Below are 17,344 nucleotides of genomic sequence, written 5' to 3'. Positions count from 1 at the left end.
TTCTAAAGGCTTGGGCGGGATGCGCCAAGCCCTTGAGGGCCTGTGCAATTTAAGGGCGATTTGTTGGTCCCATACTCTTCCTCAGATAGATCTGTCGGGCGGCGTGGCGGCCTCGGGCAGAAGCGGCCCGAGGGCCGCCATCTCGGCCGTGAGCCAATCCGCGAAAAGCCGCGCCTCTGGACGGGGATCGGCGGTCTTGGGTACGAGGATGTAATGGGCCTGATCGTGTTGGAAGGTCAGGCGCGGTTCGACGGTGATGCGGCCCCGCGCATGAAACGGCCGCGCCAGATCGCGCGCCATGAGCGCGACGCCCAGACCCGCCGCCACCATTTCCAGCGCGGCATGGGAACTGTCGACCGCCACTGCCCGGCCCACGGACGTTTCGGGAAGGCCGTGCAGTCGCGCGAACCCCTCCCAGAAACTGTCGCAACCGATGATGTGGATCGCGCCCTGCCCCAGCATCGGGCGCAGCACCGACAGGGGATCGGGGCCGAAATCGACACCCGGCGGGGCGACGACGACCGATCCCGGTTCGGTCAGGGGGCGGACATCCTCCACCGGCCAGCGGCCATCGCCGTAACGGATGTCGACATCCACCCGATCCTCGGGCGCTGTATCGGCCCATGTCGAGGAACACAGCCGCAGCACGATGCCCGGATGCAGAGCGCGAAAGGCGGCGATCCGGGGCGCAAGGCACAGGACCGCGAAACTGGGCGGGGCGCGCACCACGAGGGGGCGACCCTGCGCGACACCGAAGAGGCCCGCCGTGGCGCTGGCCAGATCCTCGAAGGCGCGGCGGACGGCGGGCAAATAGGATTGCCCCAGTTCGGTCAGCGTCACGCCGCGCGGCAGGCGGTGGAACAGCGGATAGCCCAGCCGCGCCTCGAGGCTGCGGATCTGCTGGCTGACGGCGGCAGGCGTCAGGCCCAGTTCGGCGGCGGCGGCGGTAAAGCCGCCAAGCCGTGCGGCGGCCTCGAAACTGCGCAGCCAGGCGGGGGGCGGAAGATGACGCATGAATGACCCCATTTCATTTAGGCCTTTCACCCGTTTTCCATTGTTTGTCCGATGCCATCAAGCCTGCGATTTTCGCGCCGGTGGAGGGCCGATTGGACATTTGGGATTACATCATCGTCGGCGCGGGATCGGCAGGATCGGTTCTTGCTGACAGGCTGAGCGCGGATGGACGCATGCGTGTTCTGGTGCTCGAGGCGGGCGGCAGCGACCGGCGGCCCGATGTCCGCGTGCCGATCGGCTACGGCCTGACCTTTCACGACCCATCGCTGAATTGGCGGATGCAATCCGAACCCGATCCGGAACTGAACGACCGGCGCATGTATTGGCCGCGCGGCAAGGTTCTGGGCGGGTCGAGCGCGATCAACGCGATGGTCTATGCGCGGGGCCTGCCCGGTGATTACGACGATTGGGCGGGGGCGGGAAACCCGGGTTGGGGCGCCCGAGACGTGGCGCAGGTCTATGCAAGGGTCGAGCGGCGCATCCATGCCGACGGGACGCAAACCGGCGACGGACCGCTCTGGGTCAGCGACCGCTCGCCCGAGTTTCATCCGCTGGGGCGGCATTACCTCGCGGCGATCCGCGCGGCGGGTCTGACCGAGGGCGATACGGTCACGGGCGAAGGGGCCGGGCCCTATTGCACCACGACGCGCAAGGGATGGCGGCATTCGGCGGCCGATGCCTTTCTGCGGCCTGCCATGACGCGCCCGAACCTGCGGGTGATCACCGGGGCCGAGGTTCTGGGCCTGACGCTGGACGGGCGGCGCGCCACGGGCATCCGCTACCGCCGGGGCGGGCAGGTGTTCAGTGCCGCCTGCCGGGGCGAGGTCATCTTGTCGGCGGGCGCGGTGAAATCGCCGCAATTGCTGCAGCTGTCGGGCATCGGACCGGGCGACTTGTTACGACGTATGGGCCTTCCGGTCGTGCTTGACGCGCCGGGCGTGGGGGGCGCGTTGCAAGATCACCTTGCGGTCACCTACACCTTTCGCTGCGAGGAGCCGACGCTGAACCAGATCATGGGCAGCCGAAGGGGCCAGGTGATGGCGGCGCTGCGCTATGCGCTGTTCCGCGACGGACCTTTCAGCCTGAGCGTGAACCAGATGGGCGGGCTGGTGCGGTCGCGCCCCGACCTGACGCAAGCGGACATGCAGCTTTATTTCAACCCGCTGTCCTATTCGACCGTCTACCGCGACAAGCGCCCCTTGCTGCGGCCCGACCCATGGCCGGGCTTTATCCTGTCCTTCAACCCCTGCCGTCCGACCAGCCGGGGGCGGATCGACATCGCAAGTCCCGACCCAACGGCCCAACCCGCGATCCGGCCCAATTCGCTGTCGACCCAAGGCGACGTGGCAGACATGATCGCGGGCGGGCGTCTGGTCGCGCGGCTGATGGAGACGGCACCGCTGCGCACTCTGGCTACGGCGGCGCATGGCTTCAGTCCCGTGGGACAGGACGATGCCGCGATCCTTGCCGATGCGCGCGCCCGCGCAGGCACTGTCTATCACCCCTGCTGCACCTGCCGCATGGCCCCGCAAGAGGCGGGTGGCGTGGTCGATCCGACGCTGCGGGTCCACGGGATGGAGGGGTTGCGCGTGGTGGATGCCTCGATCTTTCCCAACATCACCTCGGCCAACACCAATGCGCCGGTGATCATGGCCGCAATGCGCGCGGCCGACCTGATCCTGGCGCAGGCTTGAGGCCGTCGCACCGCGGGGCCAAGGGGCCCACGGGCACAAACCGTCGCATTCGGGCGATTCAAGGCTTTGTCACAGCCGCCCGGTATGTATGATCGCGCCAGCCGGGCCCCAGACGGGCCGATGCGACCGCAGGGTCGCGTGGTGCCAACCCTGGCCCGACGGAACGAACGCCCCCGCGAAAAGCGAGGGGCGAACCACAGGGAGAACGACGATGAAATACCCCAAACTTCCCGCCATGGCGAACCGTGGCGTGTCGCGCCGTGGCGTGCTGCAAGGCGCCGCCGCCCTTGGCGCTGCGGGCCTGATCCTGCCGCATGGCGTGACATCGGCCCGCGCTCAGACGCGCGGCGGCACGTTCCGGATCGGCCTCGGCCATGGCTCGACCACCGACAGCCTCGACCCCGGCCTGTGGGACAACCTCTACGTCCAGACCTTCGCCGCGGCCCGCCACAACCAGCTCATCGAGGTGGGCGCCGACGGACAGCTTGTGCCCGAGATGGCGACAAGCTGGGAAAGCGCCGACGGCGTCACCTGGGTTTTCGGCATCCGCGAGGGGGTGACCTTCCATTCCGGGCGCACCGTCACCGTCGATGACGTGATCGCCTCGATCAACCATCACCGGGGCGAGGAGGCGACGAGCGCGATCAAGACGCTTTTGTCGGCCATCAGCGATGTGCGCGCCGATGGACAAAACCTTGTCATCACGCTGGAAGCGGCCAATGCCGACCTGCCCTATCTGATGACCGACTACCACATCCCGATCATGCCTGCGACGGACGGGCGGATCGACCCGGCCTCCACCGATGGCGTCGGCCCCTATATCGTCGAAAGCTACGAGCCGGGCGTCCAAGCCTCGCTGACGCGCAACCCCAATTACTGGAAGGAAAACCGCGCCTGGTTCGACCGGGTGGAAATCCTTTCGATCCTCGATCCGGCCGCGCGCCTGAACGCGCTGATCACCGGCGAGGTGCATCTGATCGACCAGGTGGACCCGGCCACCATCGGGATGCTGGAAGGGCGCGGTGTGGCGCGCATCCTGTCGATCCCGGCGAACGCGCATTACGTTTTCCCGATGGATGCCCGCGCGGCACCCTTCAGCGACAACAACGTGCGGCTGGCGCTGAAATACGCGCTCGACCGTCAGGCGATGGTCGACACGATCCTCGGCGGTCATGGCGCGGTGTCCAACGACAACCCGATCGGACCCGCAAACCGCTATTTCTTCGCGGACATGGAGCAAAAGGGCTATGACCCCGACCGCGCACGGTTCCACCTGCGCGAAGCGGGGCTAGAAAGCCTCGACGTAACGCTCAAGGCGGCCGATGCGGCGTTTTCGGGCGCGGTCGACGCGGCCTCCATGTTCTCGGAGAATGCGCGGGCGGCAGGCATCAACATCACCGTCGACCGGGTGCCGAACGATGGCTACTGGGACAACGTGTGGATGAAGGAACCCTTTGTCGCCAGCTACTGGGGCGGCCGCGCGGTCGAGGATCACATGTTCACGACCGCCTATGCGACGGGCGCGGATTGGAACGACAGCTTCTGGTCGAACGAACGGTTCGACGAGTTGCTGCTCGCCGCCCGGTCCGAGGTGAACGAGGATCTGCGCCGCGAGATGTATCACGAGATGCAGCAGATCGTGTCCTTCGAAGGATCGGTCGTCATCCCGATGTACAACAACTTCGTCATGGCGGTTGCCAATGGCGTGGGCACGCCCGAGCAGATCGGATCGAACTGGAACCTCGACGGCTTCCGCTGCGTCGAGCGCTGGTGGATGGCCTGATCCGCACGTCCCGCCCGGCCCCTGATGCGGGCCGGGCGGACATTCTCCTGACAACAAGGCGGAGGACGGGGTTCTGTCCAATCTGATCCGTATGATCCTGACGCGCGTGGCGCTGGGCATCGGGCTTTTGTTCGTCGTGTCCTTGGTGATCTTCTGGGCGACCGAACTGTTGCCCGGTGATCTGGCGTCCCAGCTTCTGGGCCAGTCGGCCACGCCAGAGACCTTGGCGGCGCTACGCGAGCAACTGGGCCTGAACGATCCCGCCCCCGTGCGCTACTGGAACTGGTTGAGCGGGGCCCTGACCGGGGATTTCGGCGTGTCGCTGGCAACCAACCGCCCCATCGCCGACCTGATCGGCGCGCGGCTGGGCAACACCGTTTTCCTTGCGCTCTATGCCGCCGCCCTATCGGTGCCCATCGCGCTGACCCTTGGCATCCTGAGCGCGCTGTGGCGCAATTCGATCTTTGACCGCGCCGCCAATGCGGGCGCGCTGGGGGCGATTTCGCTGCCTGAATTCTTCGTGGCCTATATCCTTGTCCTGTGGCTGGCGCAGACGGGGCTTTTCCCGTCGATGGTGCGGATCAACCCGACCACGACCATGGGCGAGCGGCTTTACATGACCTTTTTGCCGGCGCTGACGCTGACCTTGGTGGTGACGGCGCATATGATGCGGATGACACGGGCCGCGATCATCAACCTGATGGCCAGCCCCTATATCGAGATGGCGCGGCTGAAGGGTCTGTCGCCCTTGCGGATCGTGTTGCGTCATGCGCTACCCAATGCGCTGGCCCCCATCATCAACGTGGTGGCGCTCAACCTTGCCTATCTGATCACCGGCGTCGTGGTGGTGGAGGTGGTCTTTGTCTACCCCGGCCTTGGGCAGTTGATGGTAGATGCCGTGTCGAACCGCGATATCGCGGTGGTGCAGGCGGTCGCGCTGATCTTTGCCACGGCCTATGTGGGCCTCAACCTCATCGCGGACGTGCTCTCGACCTTGAGCAATCCGCGCCTGATGCACCGGAGGTAGCGACATGGGGTTCGCCGCCACCGTCACGCTTGGGCTTGCCGGGCTCTTTGCACTGGCCTGGGTGATCCGCGCGGGCGGCCGGGCCGTGTTGACCGGGCAATCCCGCAGTCTTGTCAATGACATGCCGCTGACGGCGGCCTTCGGCCTTTTGGTCATCTTGATCTATGCAATCGTCGCCATCGCGGCCCCCGTGCTTGCGCCCTTTCCAGAGCGCGAGATCGTGGGCAGCCAGTTCCAGGCGTGGAACGCGGAACATCCGCTGGGCACCGACCGGATCGGGCGCGACATGCTTTCGCGGTTGATCTACGGGGCGCGCAATACGGTGGGCATCGCCTTTGCCACCACCGCGCTGGCCTTTGTGGTGGGGTCGATCCTCGGGCTGTGGGCGGCGCTCACGGGGGGATGGCTCGACCAGTTGCTATCGCGGTTCGTCGATGCGCTGATGGCCATTCCGGCGCTGATCTTTTCGTTGTTATTGCTCACGATTTTCGGGACTTCGGTGCTGTCCCTGATCCTTGTGATCGCGGCGGTCGATGCCACGCGCGTCTTTCGGTTGGCGCGGTCTGTGGCGCAAGGCATCGTGGTCATGGATTACATCGAGGCGGCAAAGCTGCGCGGCGAAGGCGCGTGGTTCCTGATCCGGCGCGAAATCCTGCCCAATGCGATGGCGCCATTGGTGGCCGAGTTCGGACTGCGCTTTTGCTTTGTTTTCCTGTCGATTTCCTCGCTCAGCTTCCTTGGGCTCGGGATCAAGCCGCCCACGGCCGATTGGGGCAGCATGGTGCGGGACAATGCGACGCTCATCACCTTTGGCGATGTGACGCCGCTGTTGCCTGCGGGCTGTATCGCGCTGTTGACCGTGGCGGTGAATTTCGTGGTCGATTGGCAGCTTCACCGGGCCTCGGGCCTTAAGGAAGGGTGAAGATGTCGGGCGATATCTTACTGAAGATTGAAGATTTGCGGATCGAGGGACGCTCGGGCGACACCTGGTCCGAGATCGTGAAGGGCGTGGACCTGACGCTGCACCGGGGCGAGGTTTTGGGCCTGATCGGGGAAAGCGGCGCGGGCAAATCGACCGTGGGTCTGGCCGCGATGGGCTACGCCCGCGACGGGTGCCGGATCACCGGCGGCACGATCGAGTTCGACGGGATCGACCTGCGCCGCACCTCCGAGGCGCAGCGGCGCGGATTGCGCGGCAAGCGCATCGCCTATGTCGCGCAATCGGCGGCGGCAAGTTTCAACCCGGCGCATCGGCTGATCGACCAATATGCCGAAGGGCCCGTGACCCATGGCGTGATGGGCCGCGACAAGGCCGAAGAGGATGCGATCGAGCTCTACCGGAGAATGCAACTGCCCGACCCCGAGGGGATCGGCTTTCGCTATCCGCATCAGGTGTCGGGCGGGCAATTGCAGCGCGCGATGACGGCGATGGCGATGGCCTGCCGTCCGGATCTGATCATCTTCGACGAACCCACGACCGCGCTGGATGTGACGACGCAGATCGAGGTTCTGGCCGCGATCCGCGACATCGTTCGGCAATTCGACACGGCGGCGATCTACATCACCCACGATCTGGCCGTGGTCGCGCAGGCCGCCGACCGGATCAAGGTGCTGCTGCGCGGCGAGGAGGTGGAGGAGGCCGAGACGCGGGCCATGCTGGCCGCACCGCGCGAGGACTACACCAAGAGCCTGTGGGCCGTGCGCAGTTTCGCCCGCCCCGAACGCACCGACAGCCCCGGCGCGGCGCTGGTGTCGGTGCAAGGCGTGAGCGCGGCCTATGGCAAGGTGCCAGTGCTGGAGGATGTGAGTTTCGACCTGCATCCGGGCCGCACCATGGCCGTGGTGGGTGAAAGCGGATCGGGGAAATCGACGACCGCCCGCGTCATCACCGGCCTTTTGCCGCCAAGCGCGGGAACGGTGCTGTTCGAGGGCAGCCCTCTGCCCCCGGCGCTGAAATCGCGCACGCGCGACCAGCTGCGGCAGGTCCAGATGATCTACCAGATGGCCGATACCGCGCTGAACCCCAAGCTGCGCCTGCGCGAACTGATCGGGCGGCCCGCGCAGATGTACCTTGGTCTGCGGGGCCGGGCGCTGGAGGCGCGGGTGCGCGACCTGTTGGCGCTGATCGAACTGGAGCCGGACACCTATATCGACCGCTTGCCGGGCGAATTGTCAGGCGGACAAAAGCAGCGGATCGGAATCGCCCGGGCGCTGGCCGCGGAGCCGAAACTGATCATCTGCGACGAGGTGACATCGGCGCTGGACCAGATCGTGCAGGAGGGCATCCTGAAGCTTCTGACCCGGCTGCAGGACGAATTGGGCCTGTCCTACATGTTCATCACCCATGACATCGCCACCGTGCGCGCCATCGCCGACGACGTGGTGGTGATGCAGAAGGGCCGCGTGGTCGACAAAGGACCCAAGGCGCAGATCTTTGCCCCGCCGCATGAGCCCTATACCGAGCTTCTTTTGTCGTCGGTGCCGGAGATGGACCCCGATTGGCTGACGGGCCTGTTGGAGCGGCGCGCCGCGCAGGGATGATGCCGCGGGCCTGATCCGCGATATGGCTTGACCCGGGCCGGGCGGCGGCGTCTGATGGCGGGGATGGTGACCGGTGGCGAGCCCTCCGGTCTGAAAAGGGAACGCGGTGCAAACCCGCGGCTGCCCCCGCAACTGTGAGCGGCGAGCGACCCCGATGAACCACTGGGCAAACCACCGCCCGGGAAGGATCGGACGAGCCCAGACCCGCAAGCCAGGAGACCTGCCATCGCCCTTGAACCGAAACCCGGGCGGGGTGTCCGGACAGGAGTGATCGACATGCGACCGGACCCGTGCCGCGCCCCCCTCACGCCTGCCTCATGCAGAACCCGCCCCCTTGCGCGGAGGGCGCAATGCTTACCGAAAAGACCCTGATCCAGCTTTTGAGCCACCAAGGACCGGAGGCCGCGCCTGAGCGGGCCCGCGAATTGGGGCAATTGGGCTACATGCAATGGCTGGGCGGATTGTCCGGCGATATGCCCTATCCGCGCGCCGCGCGGGCGGCGCTGCGCCTTGCGGAACCCTATGCCGGGGCCTCGCCCGCAGTGGCGGAGTTCTGCGCGCTTCTGGCCACGTCGCTGACCCTGCCGTTGACGCCCTTGGACCTGTCGCTGCCCCTACCCCGCAGGCGGGGCGGTGCACGGACGCGGCGGTTGTCGTTGTAAGCGGTCGATCAGGCGAAGCGCCGCACCAGGGCCGCGACATCCACTGTCGCGCCAAGACGCGTGGCCAGCAGGTACAGCCCGCCGATCTTGCGTTGCAGGAACAGGGTTTCGGGCGGCGGCAGGTGCCAAAGCTCGCGCTCGCCCCCGATCTCCATCCCGCGTTTGCGCAGGCGCTCGGCGAAATCATTGCCGCGAAAGTCGAAGGGTTCGGGCCCGCGCAGGAGGGTGAAGCCCATTTCGGACATGTCGAGGATGGTCCGACGGTGGGTGTCGGACAGGCCGGGCTTGATGAAGCCGATCCCTTCGAGCGCGGCGAGGACGCCGGGCTGGTCGTGGTCGAGGCCTGCGCGGAGGAGGCGGCGATAGGCCTCGGCCACGGGCGCCGAAATCTCGCGCGTGGCGCCGAAATCGAGCAGCACGATCTGGCCGGTATCGGGCCGCCAGCGGTAATTGGCGAAATTCGGGTCCGTCTGCATCAGGCGGAAATCGAACAATTCGCGCAGACAGAGTTCGAGAAGGGCGCTGACCGCCCGGTCGCGGATCGCGGGCGGGGCGCTGGCCAGCGTTTCGATGGGTTCGGAGCGTTCGAAGCTCATGGCCAGCGCCGCCGGGCGGGTGCGCGTCTCGTCGAGGCGGGGCACGACGAAACGGTCGTCACCCGCCAGAAGCGCGCCAAAGCGGGCAAGGGCCGCCCCCTCGCGGGCGTAATCGGCTTCTTCGTGGAGTTGGGTGCGCGCCTCGGCCATCAGGGGTTTGAGGTCAAGCTCGGCGGGCCAGAGGCCGGACCAGCGGATCAGCGCCGCGACATTGTCGAGATCGCTGTCGATGGCGTCGCGGACCCCGGGATATTGCAGTTTGACGGCGAGTGTCTGCCCGTCGGGCGTGGTGGCGCGATGCACCTGCCCGATCGAGGCGGCGGCCAGCGGCGTGGTGTCGAAGCTGCGGAATAGTTTGCGGAAATCGGGGCCGTAGGCGTCTTGTAGCACATGCTTCAACTGCTGGGGCGGCATGACATGGGCCTGCGCGCGCAGGCGGGAGAGGATGGTTTCCAGCTCGGGGGGGAGGAGATCGCCCGCCTCCATCGACAGGAGCTGGCCGAGTTTCATGGCGGCCCCGCGCATTTCGGACAGGCGGTCGGCTAGCCGGGTGATGTTGGCGGGCGTCATCACCAGATCGGCGAGGCGGGGACGCTGGCCCCGCAACAGCGCCTGCGCGCCGCCCAGCGCCACGCCGCCTGCAAGCCCGGTGGCCAGCCCGCCCATGCGGCGCGCGCGGGCAAAGCGGCCCGAGGGCACGGGATGGGGGCGAAGATCGGGGGATCGGGTCATGGGGGCCTGCGTTGCGCTTGGTCTCCGGCAGATAGCGCCGATGGGCGACCGCTCAATCCCCCGGGGTCACGCGCGCCGCGTCGCCCGCGCGCCGACCGGGCCCGCGCGGCGGCGGGATATGCGCGGACCAGCGGCCGCGCCCGGCGCGCTTGGCGGCATAGAGCGCGGCATCGGCATCGGCCAGCAGCCGGTCGATGCCGGGTCTGTGGGGATAGTCGACGCTGGCCACGAGGCCGATGGAGGCGGAGACCCGGCACATCCCGTCTTGGAAAGGGATCGGCTCTTCGATCGTGGCGATGAGGCGAGCGGCCAGAGGCTCCATCCCGTCGCGGGCGGTGCAATCGCGCAGGAGGATCAGGAATTCGTCGCCGCCCACGCGCGCGGCCAGATCATCGTGCCGCAGCTGCTGGCGCAAGATCGAGCCGACCCGTTCCAAAACCGCATCGCCCGCAGCATGGCCAAGGCTGTCGTTGACCTGTTTGAAGAGATCGAGGTCGAGGTGCAAAAGCCCGATCTCCTGCGTTGGATCGTCGAGGCAACGGGCGATGGCCGCATCCATCGCGCGGCGGTTGGCCAGACCCGTGAGCGGATCGCTGAGCGCCTGCGCCTCGGCCGCGGCGCGGGCGGTCTCGAGCCGGTGGGACAGGTGGCGCGACAGCGCCATGGTGGCGGTATTGGCCTCGTGCAGGTAGAGCAGTTCGACGGTCTGGTCGCAGGGCGAGAAATCGTTGAGCGTGAGCCCGAATTCCGACACGGCCCGGGCAAAGGACAGGCCGAGCGAGATGTCGAGGATCAGCCCGGTTCCGGCCGGCAGCGCGGTCAGTGCCCCGCGCAGCGGCAGGTCGGGCGCATCGCGCAGCACCAGCCCCAGCCGTTGACCGGCCAACGCGATCAGGCCCGGCACATGGTCGACGCGCAGCGGGCGGCGGATTTCGAGCAGGCGGAAGATGGACAGCCCCGTCAGATCGCCGCGCCGCGCCATCTTGGTGAGCGTCGGCCCCGCCTGCACCACCCGCCCCTCGGGATCAGCCCACAGATGCATCGGCATCAGCACGTCGAGCGCGCCGCCCGACAGGCCGATCACCCGGTCGAGGCTGGGGGGTAGGCCGATCATGCCCCCACCCGCCCGAGATCGAAGCTGCGCCCGGTGGAAAAGGCGGTGTCGAGCAACTGTACCCGCAGGCATTCCACGCCATCCTCGATCCCCTCCAGCCTGAGAAGGGCGAGCGCGCCGTAATCATCGGCCATGGCGCGCAGGCATCCCATCAGGATCGGCCCGATCCCCGGCAGCGACCAGCGCGCCCGGATCGTGAAGGTGGCTGCATCGTGCCGGTCGAGCGCGATCTGCGGCAGGTCGAGATCGGGCATGGCGAGCCGCCCGCGATCCCCCAATTCCTCGAGCGAATGGAGGAAATCGACGAAGCCCGCGCCCGAAAACCGCATCAGGCGGCGCAGCGGTTCGAGATGGGGATCGGTCACGAGCCAAGTCCCGATATCCTCGAGGAGCGCATTGGGCGGTTTGTGCAGCACATGGCAGGCCGCCTCGAAACAGGCGAGCGTCAGGGCGTCGGGATAGTCGAGCATCGCCTCGAAATCGGCGAAGGGCAGGCCCGCCTGCCCCCGCACCTCGGCCCAGACATCGGGGCCGTAGGTTGTGGTCAGGAACCCCTGAAGCGCGCGATTCACCATCCCGTGCATGAAAGCCATCCCTTGCCGCCGCAGGCCGACCGATGGCCCGCCCGCGACGGATAGGGGCCGATCCGTAAACGAAGCCTTTCGCAAACAGGGCGATTTCAGGGCATTTGCCGCGGTTCAGAAATCCGTTGGCGCGCCGCCTTCCGCCTTGCGTCGCGCGACGAAGGCGGCCAGTTCCTCGTGGATGGCCGGATCCATCGGGGGCGGTTCGAATTCGTCGAGGATTTTCTTGTAGAGCCCGTGCGCGCGTTCGGCGGTCCACAGACCGCCCGCGCCCTGCCATGCCTCGTAATTGCGCCAATCCGACAGGAAGGGGCCGTAGAAAGCCTGTTGGTAGCGGTCCTGCGTATGCTGGCAGCCGAAGAAATGGCCGCCCGGTCCCACCTCGGCGATGGCGTCAAGCGCCAGATCGGCCTCGGTCGTGCCAAGGATCGAGGGCTCGAAATAGCGCTGGAATTGCTGCAAGACCTCGCAATCCATCACGAATTTCTCGGGCGAGGCGATCAGCCCGCCTTCGAGCCAGCCAGCCGCGTGATAGACCATGTTGGTGCCCGATTGCACGGCGGCCCAGAGCGAATTCATCGTCTCCCACATCGCCTGCGCATCGGGAACGTTGGCGGCGCAAACGCCAGAGGAGCGCAGCGGCAGACCGTAGAAGCGCGCCATCTGGCCCGTCATCTGGGTCGCGCGGATGTATTCCGGCGTGCCGAAAGCGGGCGCGCCCGATTTCATGTCGACGTTGGAGGTGAAGGTGCCGATGGCCACGGGGCAGCCGGGCGCGATCCACTGCAAGAGCGCGATGGCGGCCAAAGCCTCCGCCAAGCTCAGCATCACCGCGCCCGACAGCGTGACCGGGGCCATCGCGCCCGCCAGCGTGAAGGGGGTGACGACCACGGGTTGCCCGCGCCGCGCCAGCCGCATCGCGCCGTCAAGCATCGGCCAGTCGTGCTTGAGCGGACTGACCGAATTGATGTTGGTGAACATGCGGGGGGCTGCGTCGAATTCCGCATGGCTGAGACCGGCCGCGATGCGGACCATCTCCATCACGTCCTCGACCCGCTCGGGTCCGAGCGAATAGGCATGGACCGCCTTGTCGGTCAGGGTCAGCTTGTCGAACAGGCAATCGAGATGGCGGATGCCGGGATGCACGTCGATCGGTTCGACCGGGTAGCCGCCCGCGAAATGGATGCAGTTGAAATACTGCGTCAGCTTGATGAAGTCGCGGTAGGTCGCCATGTCGCCGGGCCGCTTGCCGCGCTCCAGGTCCCAGGCATTGGGCGGGGAGGAGACATTGCCGAAGAGCATATGGCCCTCGCCCATGGTGATGGCGCGGTCGGGGTTGCGGGGCGTGATGGTGAAGGAGGCCGGGGCCTTTGCCACCATCTCCTCGACGAAGGCGCGGTCGAAGCGGACCATCTGCCCCTCGACCCGGCAGCCCGCGGCCTTGAGATGGCCCAGCGCCTCTTCGTTCAGGAATTCGATCCCGATCTCGGACAGGACGCGCATCGCGCCATCGTGGATCGCCTGAACCCCCTCGGGCGGGAGTGGTTCGGTGGGGCGGTCGGTGTTGACCGGCACACGCCACGGCATCTGGTCGATGACATGGCCACCCGCCCGGGCGGAATGGCCCGCGCGCCCGCCGCCGCGGCGGCGCTTCGGGGCAGCAAGGTCGAGCGTGTCGGTCATCGGGCGGCCTTTCGCTGCGCGCGGCGGGGTCCGGCCCCGCGCCTGTCATGGGGCAGGTTTGCCCATCGGCGGCGCACCCGATTGCCCGGAACCGACGCGTAAGGGTCGCATTTCTGCGCCGCGCCCGGCGCGTCAGCCGCGCGCGGACAGCCAGCTGGGCAGCGAACCGATATCGGGCAGGACGGCATCGGCGAGCGGGGCCAGTTCCTCGGGCCCGGCCATGCCGGTCAGAACCGCGACGGTTGCCATGCCGGCGGCGCGACCGGCGACAAGGTCATGAGCGCTGTCGCCGACCATGACGCAGGCGGCGGGGTCGAGATCATGGGTACGGGCAAAGCCCGTGCACATGCCCGGATCAGGTTTGGCACCGTAGCCCGAATCATACCCGGCGATATAATCGAATTTGTCAATTATTTCAGCGCCTTCAAGATGCCTGCGCGCCGCAGATTCGGCATCGTTGGTGGCGAGGCCGACACGCAGTCCGGCGGTGCGGAATTCATGAAGGAGCGGGGCAAGCGGCACAGCCGGGACCATCCTCACATCGGCGGCGGCGCGCACCAGATAGGCCTCGATTGCATCGGTGGACCAATGCGGCAAAGCCGGGGACAGCACGGCCGCCTGTTCCTTGACGGTGCCGGCGATGGACAGGGCGCCGGGAAAGAAGCACCTGTTTTCCAAATCATATTCGAGACATTCCGCGATATGGACGCGGCGGTCGTCCAGCCCGTCGGACAGGGTGTCGATCAGCCCCGCGATCCAGTTCGACCAGCTGAGATGGAAGTCGAACAAGGTGCCATCCTTGTCGAACAGAAGACCCCGGATCGGGGTGGAGAGGCGAGATGACAAGACACAACTCCGGGTTGATTTTGGTGTCAATCTTTCACCCAATGCGTATATGGCGTGACAGAATGACCGCGTGGCTCTATAGCGCAACCTCACCATGGACGGCACCGGCAAAAAGTTCAGCCTGCAAGACAGCGTGGGCCACCAGATCACCCGCACCGCGCGGATCGTCGAGCGGCGGGTGGAGGAAGACCTGCGCCGCTTCGGCCTGACGCGGGTGGGGTGGTGCGTTCTGGTCGCCGTCTCCGAAGAGGGCAAGAAGAACCCGTCGGACATCGCCAATTTCGTGGGCATCGACCGGACCGCCACGTCGCGCGCGCTGCGCCAGCTTGAAAATGACGGGTTGATCCTGCGCGAGATGGGCCGCGACGACCGCCGCACCACCGAGGTGCGGTTGACCGAGTTGGGCCAGACGCAATTCGCCGCCGCCCTGCCGTTCTGCCGAGCCGCGTCGGTTCATTTCCACAAGAAGCTGAGCCAGGCCGAGCTGGAAACGCTCAAGGTGCTTTTGGCGAAGCTCGCGGCAGACGAGCTGCCCTGAACGATCCGCGATCAGGTCCAGTGCGGCAGGTTCCCGCCCGGCAGGGCCGCGCGGATGGCCAGCATTTGCTCGGGCGGCCAGCCCAGCGCGGCGGCGCAGTCGATCACCCAGGCATCGTCCATCAGCACGAAATCCATGACCGCCGCGAGGAAGTCGGCCTCGCCCGCACGGCGGCGCAGATCAGCCTCGCTGGCGCCGGTCGCACCAAGGAAAACCGGGAAGATCTCTTCTTGTCCGGCGATCCAGCCGAGGACCGCGAGGGCGCGGGTTTCCGCCAAGTCTTCATTCATCCCCAAGACAATCCCATCAGCTAAAGCTTTTGTTAACCATTCGGGACCAAAACCGGTGCAGAGTCCGCGACCAGACCGGGGTCGGCTGACATACGAGTAACGGCTGCGAGGCGCGCATGACAGGGCGAATACTGGTTGTCGACGATGTCGCGACGAACCGCATCGTCATGAAGGTCAAGCTTGCCGCCGCCTGCTATGCCGTGGAGCAGGCCGATTGCGGGCTTGCCGCGCTGGCCGTGGCCCGGAGCGCCGCGCCCGACCTGATCTTGCTGGATGTCGTAATGCCCGAGATGTCGGGGCTGGAGGTCTGCCGCCGCCTGAAGGCCGATCCCGAAACCGCAGACATTCCCGTGATCCTTGTCACCGCGCTGGCCGATCACGCCTCCAAGATGGCGGGGCTGGAGGCGGGGGCGGATGATTTCCTGACCAAGCCGGTGGACGAGGTGACGCTTCTGGCGCGGGTGCGGTCCTTGCTTCGCGCGCGGGACACGGCGCGCGAATTGAAGCTGCGGGGCCAGACCACGCCCGGTTTCGCCGAGGCTGCCGCAGGTTTCGCAGCGCGCGAGACGCCCGGGCGCATCGCGCTGATCGCCTCGGGGCCCAAGGGCGCGGTCCTGTGGAAGACGGCGCTGGACGACCGGTTGGGCGGCGAGGTGTCGATCCTGCCGCGCGACGCGGCGCTGGGCAGTTTCGGGGCAGACGACACCGACGTGCCCGATGTCTTCGTCATCGCCGCCGACCTGTCGCACCGCAACGAGGGGCTGCGCCTGTTGTCCGACCTGCGGTCGCGCCCCGCCACGCGTCATGCGGCAACCGTGATGATCCTGCCCGATGGCGACGCGGAACGCGCGGCGATCGCGCTGGACCTTGGGGCGCATGACATCCTCTACGATCCGTTCGACGCGGCGGAACTGGCGATCCGCATCCGTGCGCAACTGGGCCGCAAGCGGCAGGCCGACCGGCTGCGCGCCTCGCTGCGGCTGGAGCTGGAGATGGCGGTGACCGACAGCCTGACGGGGCTGCACAACCGCCGCAAGGGTCTGTTCGAGCTGGAGCGGATGCTGGCCCGCGACGGAACGGCGGTGGCGGTGATGCTGCTCGACATCGACCATTTCAAGCAGGTCAACGATGTCCATGGCCATGCCGTGGGCGACAGCGTGCTGCACGGCGTCGCGCGCCGGCTGCGGTCGGCGTTGCGGTCGGGTGACTTGCTGGCGCGGATCGGGGGGGAGGAATTCCTCGTCGCCCTGCCCGATTGCGACGCGGCCCATGCGCTGAGCATCGCCGAAGGCCTTCGCAAGGCGGTCGCGGGGCAGGCCTTTTGCCTCGATGCCGTGGACCGGGCGCTGGCGATCACGCTGAGCGTGGGGATCGCGCTGTCGCGGCCGGGCAGCGGCGAGACGACGCAAAGCCTGCTGGATCGGGCCGATGCCGCGCTTTACGGGGCCAAGGCGCATGGCCGCGATCAGGTCACGCTGTCCAATGTTTCGGCGGCCTGACGCGGATCAGCGGCGGCCCTCGGGGCCGCCCATCCGGCGCAGGGCACGGCCCAGACGCTCCACCAGCTCGGCGCGTTGGGACGGAGTAAGGGTTTCGATGTGATCGAGAAGGGCGCGATGCCCCTGCCCCTGCGCGGCATGGGCGGCATCGCGGGATCGGGACAGCGCCGCCTCGGCCGCGGCGCGGTCGAAAGGTTGGGACAGGAGCGCCGCGCGCAGATCGGCCAGCGCCTGCCCCATCTCGCGGCGGTCGGCGCGGAGTGCGTCGCGGTCGATCCGGTCAGTCACCGCCTGCCGATCCTCGCGCGGGAGGGCGATGGCGAAAGGCCCTAGGCCGAGGCTGCGCAGGCGCGGATCCCCGTCCGGACCCCGCCCCGGCCCGATGGAGAGGAGCGCGCCCACGACCAGCCCCACGATCAGCAGGTTGAGACCGAGCGACAGGCCAAGCGCGATCTTGAGGCCGCGACCGCTGCGCCGGGGTCCGGTCTGTTGCGTGTTTGGATCAGACATCGCCACCCTCCTCCCATGTGCCATCCCAGAGCGCGCCCATCTCGGGCATGGTCCCGGCGCCGCCCGACAGGGACCAGATCTGGCCGCCGGACCATGTGTCGACGACATCGGGCAGGGCAAAGCCGAGGGCAAGACCGGCAACGCCCGCCAGCGTCACGCCCGAGACGGCGGGCCAGCCGCCCAGCGCGGCGATCCATCGGCCAAGCGCGCCGGCCAGCGCGCCGGGGCGGC

Annotated in this window: 16 protein-coding genes, 1 pseudogene and 1 riboswitch; of the genes and pseudogenes, 8 read left to right on the top strand and 9 right to left on the bottom strand. The window is 67.4% G+C overall.

What is annotated here, in order from left to right:
* Window positions 1–81 precede the first annotated feature (81 nt).
* On the bottom strand, window positions 82–1,014 hold the full coding sequence (locus QQK63_RS16175) for a LysR substrate-binding domain-containing protein (RefSeq protein ID WP_277823883.1): 933 nt from the start codon (window positions 1,012–1,014) through the stop codon (window positions 82–84).
* Between the two features lie 92 nt (window positions 1,015–1,106).
* Here QQK63_RS16175 and QQK63_RS16170 point away from each other — a divergent pair, with 92 nt between their 5' ends.
* The 6 genes from QQK63_RS16170 (at window position 1,107) to QQK63_RS16145 (ending at window position 8,721) form a co-directional block, all read left to right on the top strand.
* Window positions 1,107–2,708, top strand: a complete 1,602-nt coding sequence (locus QQK63_RS16170; RefSeq protein WP_277823885.1) for a GMC family oxidoreductase — start codon at window positions 1,107–1,109, stop codon at window positions 2,706–2,708.
* 211 nt (window positions 2,709–2,919) lie between these two features.
* Window positions 2,920–4,491, top strand: coding sequence for an ABC transporter substrate-binding protein (locus QQK63_RS16165; protein WP_277823887.1), 1,572 nt, complete (start codon window positions 2,920–2,922; stop codon window positions 4,489–4,491).
* A gap of 91 nt (window positions 4,492–4,582) precedes the next feature.
* Window positions 4,583–5,518 carry an ABC transporter permease gene (locus QQK63_RS16160; protein ID WP_377133380.1) on the top strand — a complete coding sequence of 312 codons (936 nt, stop codon included), beginning with the start codon at window positions 4,583–4,585 and terminating at the stop codon, window positions 5,516–5,518.
* 4 nt (window positions 5,519–5,522) lie between these two features.
* Window positions 5,523–6,440, top strand: coding sequence for an ABC transporter permease (locus QQK63_RS16155; protein ID WP_277823889.1), 918 nt, complete (start codon window positions 5,523–5,525; stop codon window positions 6,438–6,440).
* 2 nt (window positions 6,441–6,442) lie between these two features.
* A complete protein-coding gene (locus tag QQK63_RS16150) occupies window positions 6,443–8,059 on the top strand; it encodes an ABC transporter ATP-binding protein (RefSeq protein WP_277823891.1) in 1,617 nt (538 codons plus the stop codon).
* 47 nt (window positions 8,060–8,106) lie between these two features.
* Window positions 8,107–8,301: riboswitch (cobalamin riboswitch) on the top strand.
* Between the two features lie 108 nt (window positions 8,302–8,409).
* Complete coding sequence (locus tag QQK63_RS16145) at window positions 8,410–8,721, top strand: hypothetical protein (RefSeq protein ID WP_277823893.1); 312 nt, start codon at window positions 8,410–8,412, stop codon at window positions 8,719–8,721.
* An 8-nt stretch (window positions 8,722–8,729) separates the two neighbouring features.
* On the opposite strand, the gene QQK63_RS16140 is transcribed toward QQK63_RS16145, so the two are convergent.
* The 5 genes from QQK63_RS16140 to QQK63_RS16120 all read right to left on the bottom strand — a co-directional run bounded on the left by QQK63_RS16140 (window position 8,730) and on the right by QQK63_RS16120 (window position 14,276).
* On the bottom strand, window positions 8,730–10,049 hold the full coding sequence (locus QQK63_RS16140; protein ID WP_277823895.1) for an ABC1 kinase family protein: 1,320 nt from the start codon (window positions 10,047–10,049) through the stop codon (window positions 8,730–8,732).
* 52 nt (window positions 10,050–10,101) lie between these two features.
* Window positions 10,102–11,163, bottom strand: a complete 1,062-nt coding sequence (locus QQK63_RS16135) for a GGDEF domain-containing protein (RefSeq protein WP_277823897.1) — start codon at window positions 11,161–11,163, stop codon at window positions 10,102–10,104.
* Window positions 11,160–11,747 carry a heme NO-binding domain-containing protein gene (locus QQK63_RS16130; protein ID WP_277823899.1) on the bottom strand — a complete coding sequence of 196 codons (588 nt, stop codon included), beginning with the start codon at window positions 11,745–11,747 and terminating at the stop codon, window positions 11,160–11,162. Before QQK63_RS16130 ends, QQK63_RS16135 begins: the two co-directional genes overlap by 4 nt.
* Window positions 11,748–11,861: 114 nt before the next feature.
* Window positions 11,862–13,430, bottom strand: a complete 1,569-nt coding sequence (locus tag QQK63_RS16125; RefSeq protein WP_277823901.1) for a trimethylamine methyltransferase family protein — start codon at window positions 13,428–13,430, stop codon at window positions 11,862–11,864.
* Between the two features lie 132 nt (window positions 13,431–13,562).
* The gene (locus QQK63_RS16120; protein WP_348540441.1) at window positions 13,563–14,276 is read right to left on the bottom strand and encodes an HAD family hydrolase; all 714 of its coding nucleotides are present in this window, start codon (window positions 14,274–14,276) and stop codon (window positions 13,563–13,565) included.
* A gap of 94 nt (window positions 14,277–14,370) precedes the next feature.
* On the opposite strand from QQK63_RS16120, the gene QQK63_RS16115 reads away from it, so the two are divergent.
* Window positions 14,371–14,814 (top strand): MarR family winged helix-turn-helix transcriptional regulator, encoded by a 444-nt coding sequence (locus QQK63_RS16115; protein WP_277823903.1) that lies wholly within the window; start codon window positions 14,371–14,373, stop codon window positions 14,812–14,814.
* Between the two features lie 11 nt (window positions 14,815–14,825).
* On the opposite strand, the gene QQK63_RS16110 is transcribed toward QQK63_RS16115, so the two are convergent.
* Window positions 14,826–15,104: a DUF3572 domain-containing protein gene (locus QQK63_RS16110; RefSeq protein WP_336618792.1), complete on the bottom strand. Its 279-nt coding sequence runs from the start codon at window positions 15,102–15,104 to the stop codon at window positions 14,826–14,828.
* A 116-nt stretch (window positions 15,105–15,220) separates the two neighbouring features.
* Here QQK63_RS16110 and QQK63_RS16105 point away from each other — a divergent pair, with 116 nt between their 5' ends.
* Window positions 15,221–16,603: a diguanylate cyclase domain-containing protein gene (locus QQK63_RS16105; RefSeq protein WP_277823907.1), complete on the top strand. Its 1,383-nt coding sequence runs from the start codon at window positions 15,221–15,223 to the stop codon at window positions 16,601–16,603.
* Window positions 16,604–16,609: 6 nt separating this feature from the next.
* Here QQK63_RS16105 and QQK63_RS16100 read toward each other — a convergent pair whose 3' ends face one another.
* Window positions 16,610–17,113 carry a periplasmic heavy metal sensor gene (locus tag QQK63_RS16100; RefSeq protein ID WP_277823909.1) on the bottom strand — a complete coding sequence of 168 codons (504 nt, stop codon included), beginning with the start codon at window positions 17,111–17,113 and terminating at the stop codon, window positions 16,610–16,612.
* A pseudogene (locus QQK63_RS16095) lies at window positions 17,106–17,344 on the bottom strand (hypothetical protein); the annotation flags it as partial. The pseudogene QQK63_RS16095 and the gene QQK63_RS16100, both read right to left, overlap by 8 nt.

Origin of the sequence: Roseicyclus marinus (assembly GCF_030163795.1) — a bacterium.
GTDB lineage: Bacteria > Pseudomonadota > Alphaproteobacteria > Rhodobacterales > Rhodobacteraceae > Roseicyclus > Roseicyclus marinus.
The sequence above is the reverse complement of the archived record's forward strand: the minus strand, read 5'-3'. Positions and strand labels throughout refer to the sequence as shown.

Excerpts from the sequence above, each read along its gene's own strand:
- QQK63_RS16135 (WP_277823897.1), bottom strand. The coding sequence starts at position 11,163 with ATGATCGGCCTACCCCCCAGCCTCGACCGGGTGATCGGCCTGTCGGGC.
- QQK63_RS16165 (WP_277823887.1), top strand. The coding sequence starts at position 2,920 with ATGAAATACCCCAAACTTCCCGCCATGGCGAACCGTGGCGTGTCGCGC.
- QQK63_RS16100 (WP_277823909.1), bottom strand. The coding sequence starts at position 17,113 with ATGTCTGATCCAAACACGCAACAGACCGGACCCCGGCGCAGCGGTCGC.
- QQK63_RS16125 (WP_277823901.1), bottom strand. The coding sequence starts at position 13,430 with ATGACCGACACGCTCGACCTTGCTGCCCCGAAGCGCCGCCGCGGCGGC.
- QQK63_RS16160 (WP_377133380.1), top strand. The coding sequence starts at position 4,583 with ATGATCCTGACGCGCGTGGCGCTGGGCATCGGGCTTTTGTTCGTCGTG.
- QQK63_RS16105 (WP_277823907.1), top strand. The coding sequence starts at position 15,221 with ATGACAGGGCGAATACTGGTTGTCGACGATGTCGCGACGAACCGCATC.
- QQK63_RS16130 (WP_277823899.1), bottom strand. The coding sequence starts at position 11,747 with ATGCACGGGATGGTGAATCGCGCGCTTCAGGGGTTCCTGACCACAACC.
- QQK63_RS16150 (WP_277823891.1), top strand. The coding sequence starts at position 6,443 with ATGTCGGGCGATATCTTACTGAAGATTGAAGATTTGCGGATCGAGGGA.
- QQK63_RS16140 (WP_277823895.1), bottom strand. The coding sequence starts at position 10,049 with ATGACCCGATCCCCCGATCTTCGCCCCCATCCCGTGCCCTCGGGCCGC.
- QQK63_RS16110 (WP_336618792.1), bottom strand. The coding sequence starts at position 15,104 with ATGAATGAAGACTTGGCGGAAACCCGCGCCCTCGCGGTCCTCGGCTGG.
- QQK63_RS16145 (WP_277823893.1), top strand. The coding sequence starts at position 8,410 with ATGCTTACCGAAAAGACCCTGATCCAGCTTTTGAGCCACCAAGGACCG.
- QQK63_RS16115 (WP_277823903.1), top strand. The coding sequence starts at position 14,371 with ATGGACGGCACCGGCAAAAAGTTCAGCCTGCAAGACAGCGTGGGCCAC.
- QQK63_RS16155 (WP_277823889.1), top strand. The coding sequence starts at position 5,523 with ATGGGGTTCGCCGCCACCGTCACGCTTGGGCTTGCCGGGCTCTTTGCA.
- QQK63_RS16175 (WP_277823883.1), bottom strand. The coding sequence starts at position 1,014 with ATGCGTCATCTTCCGCCCCCCGCCTGGCTGCGCAGTTTCGAGGCCGCC.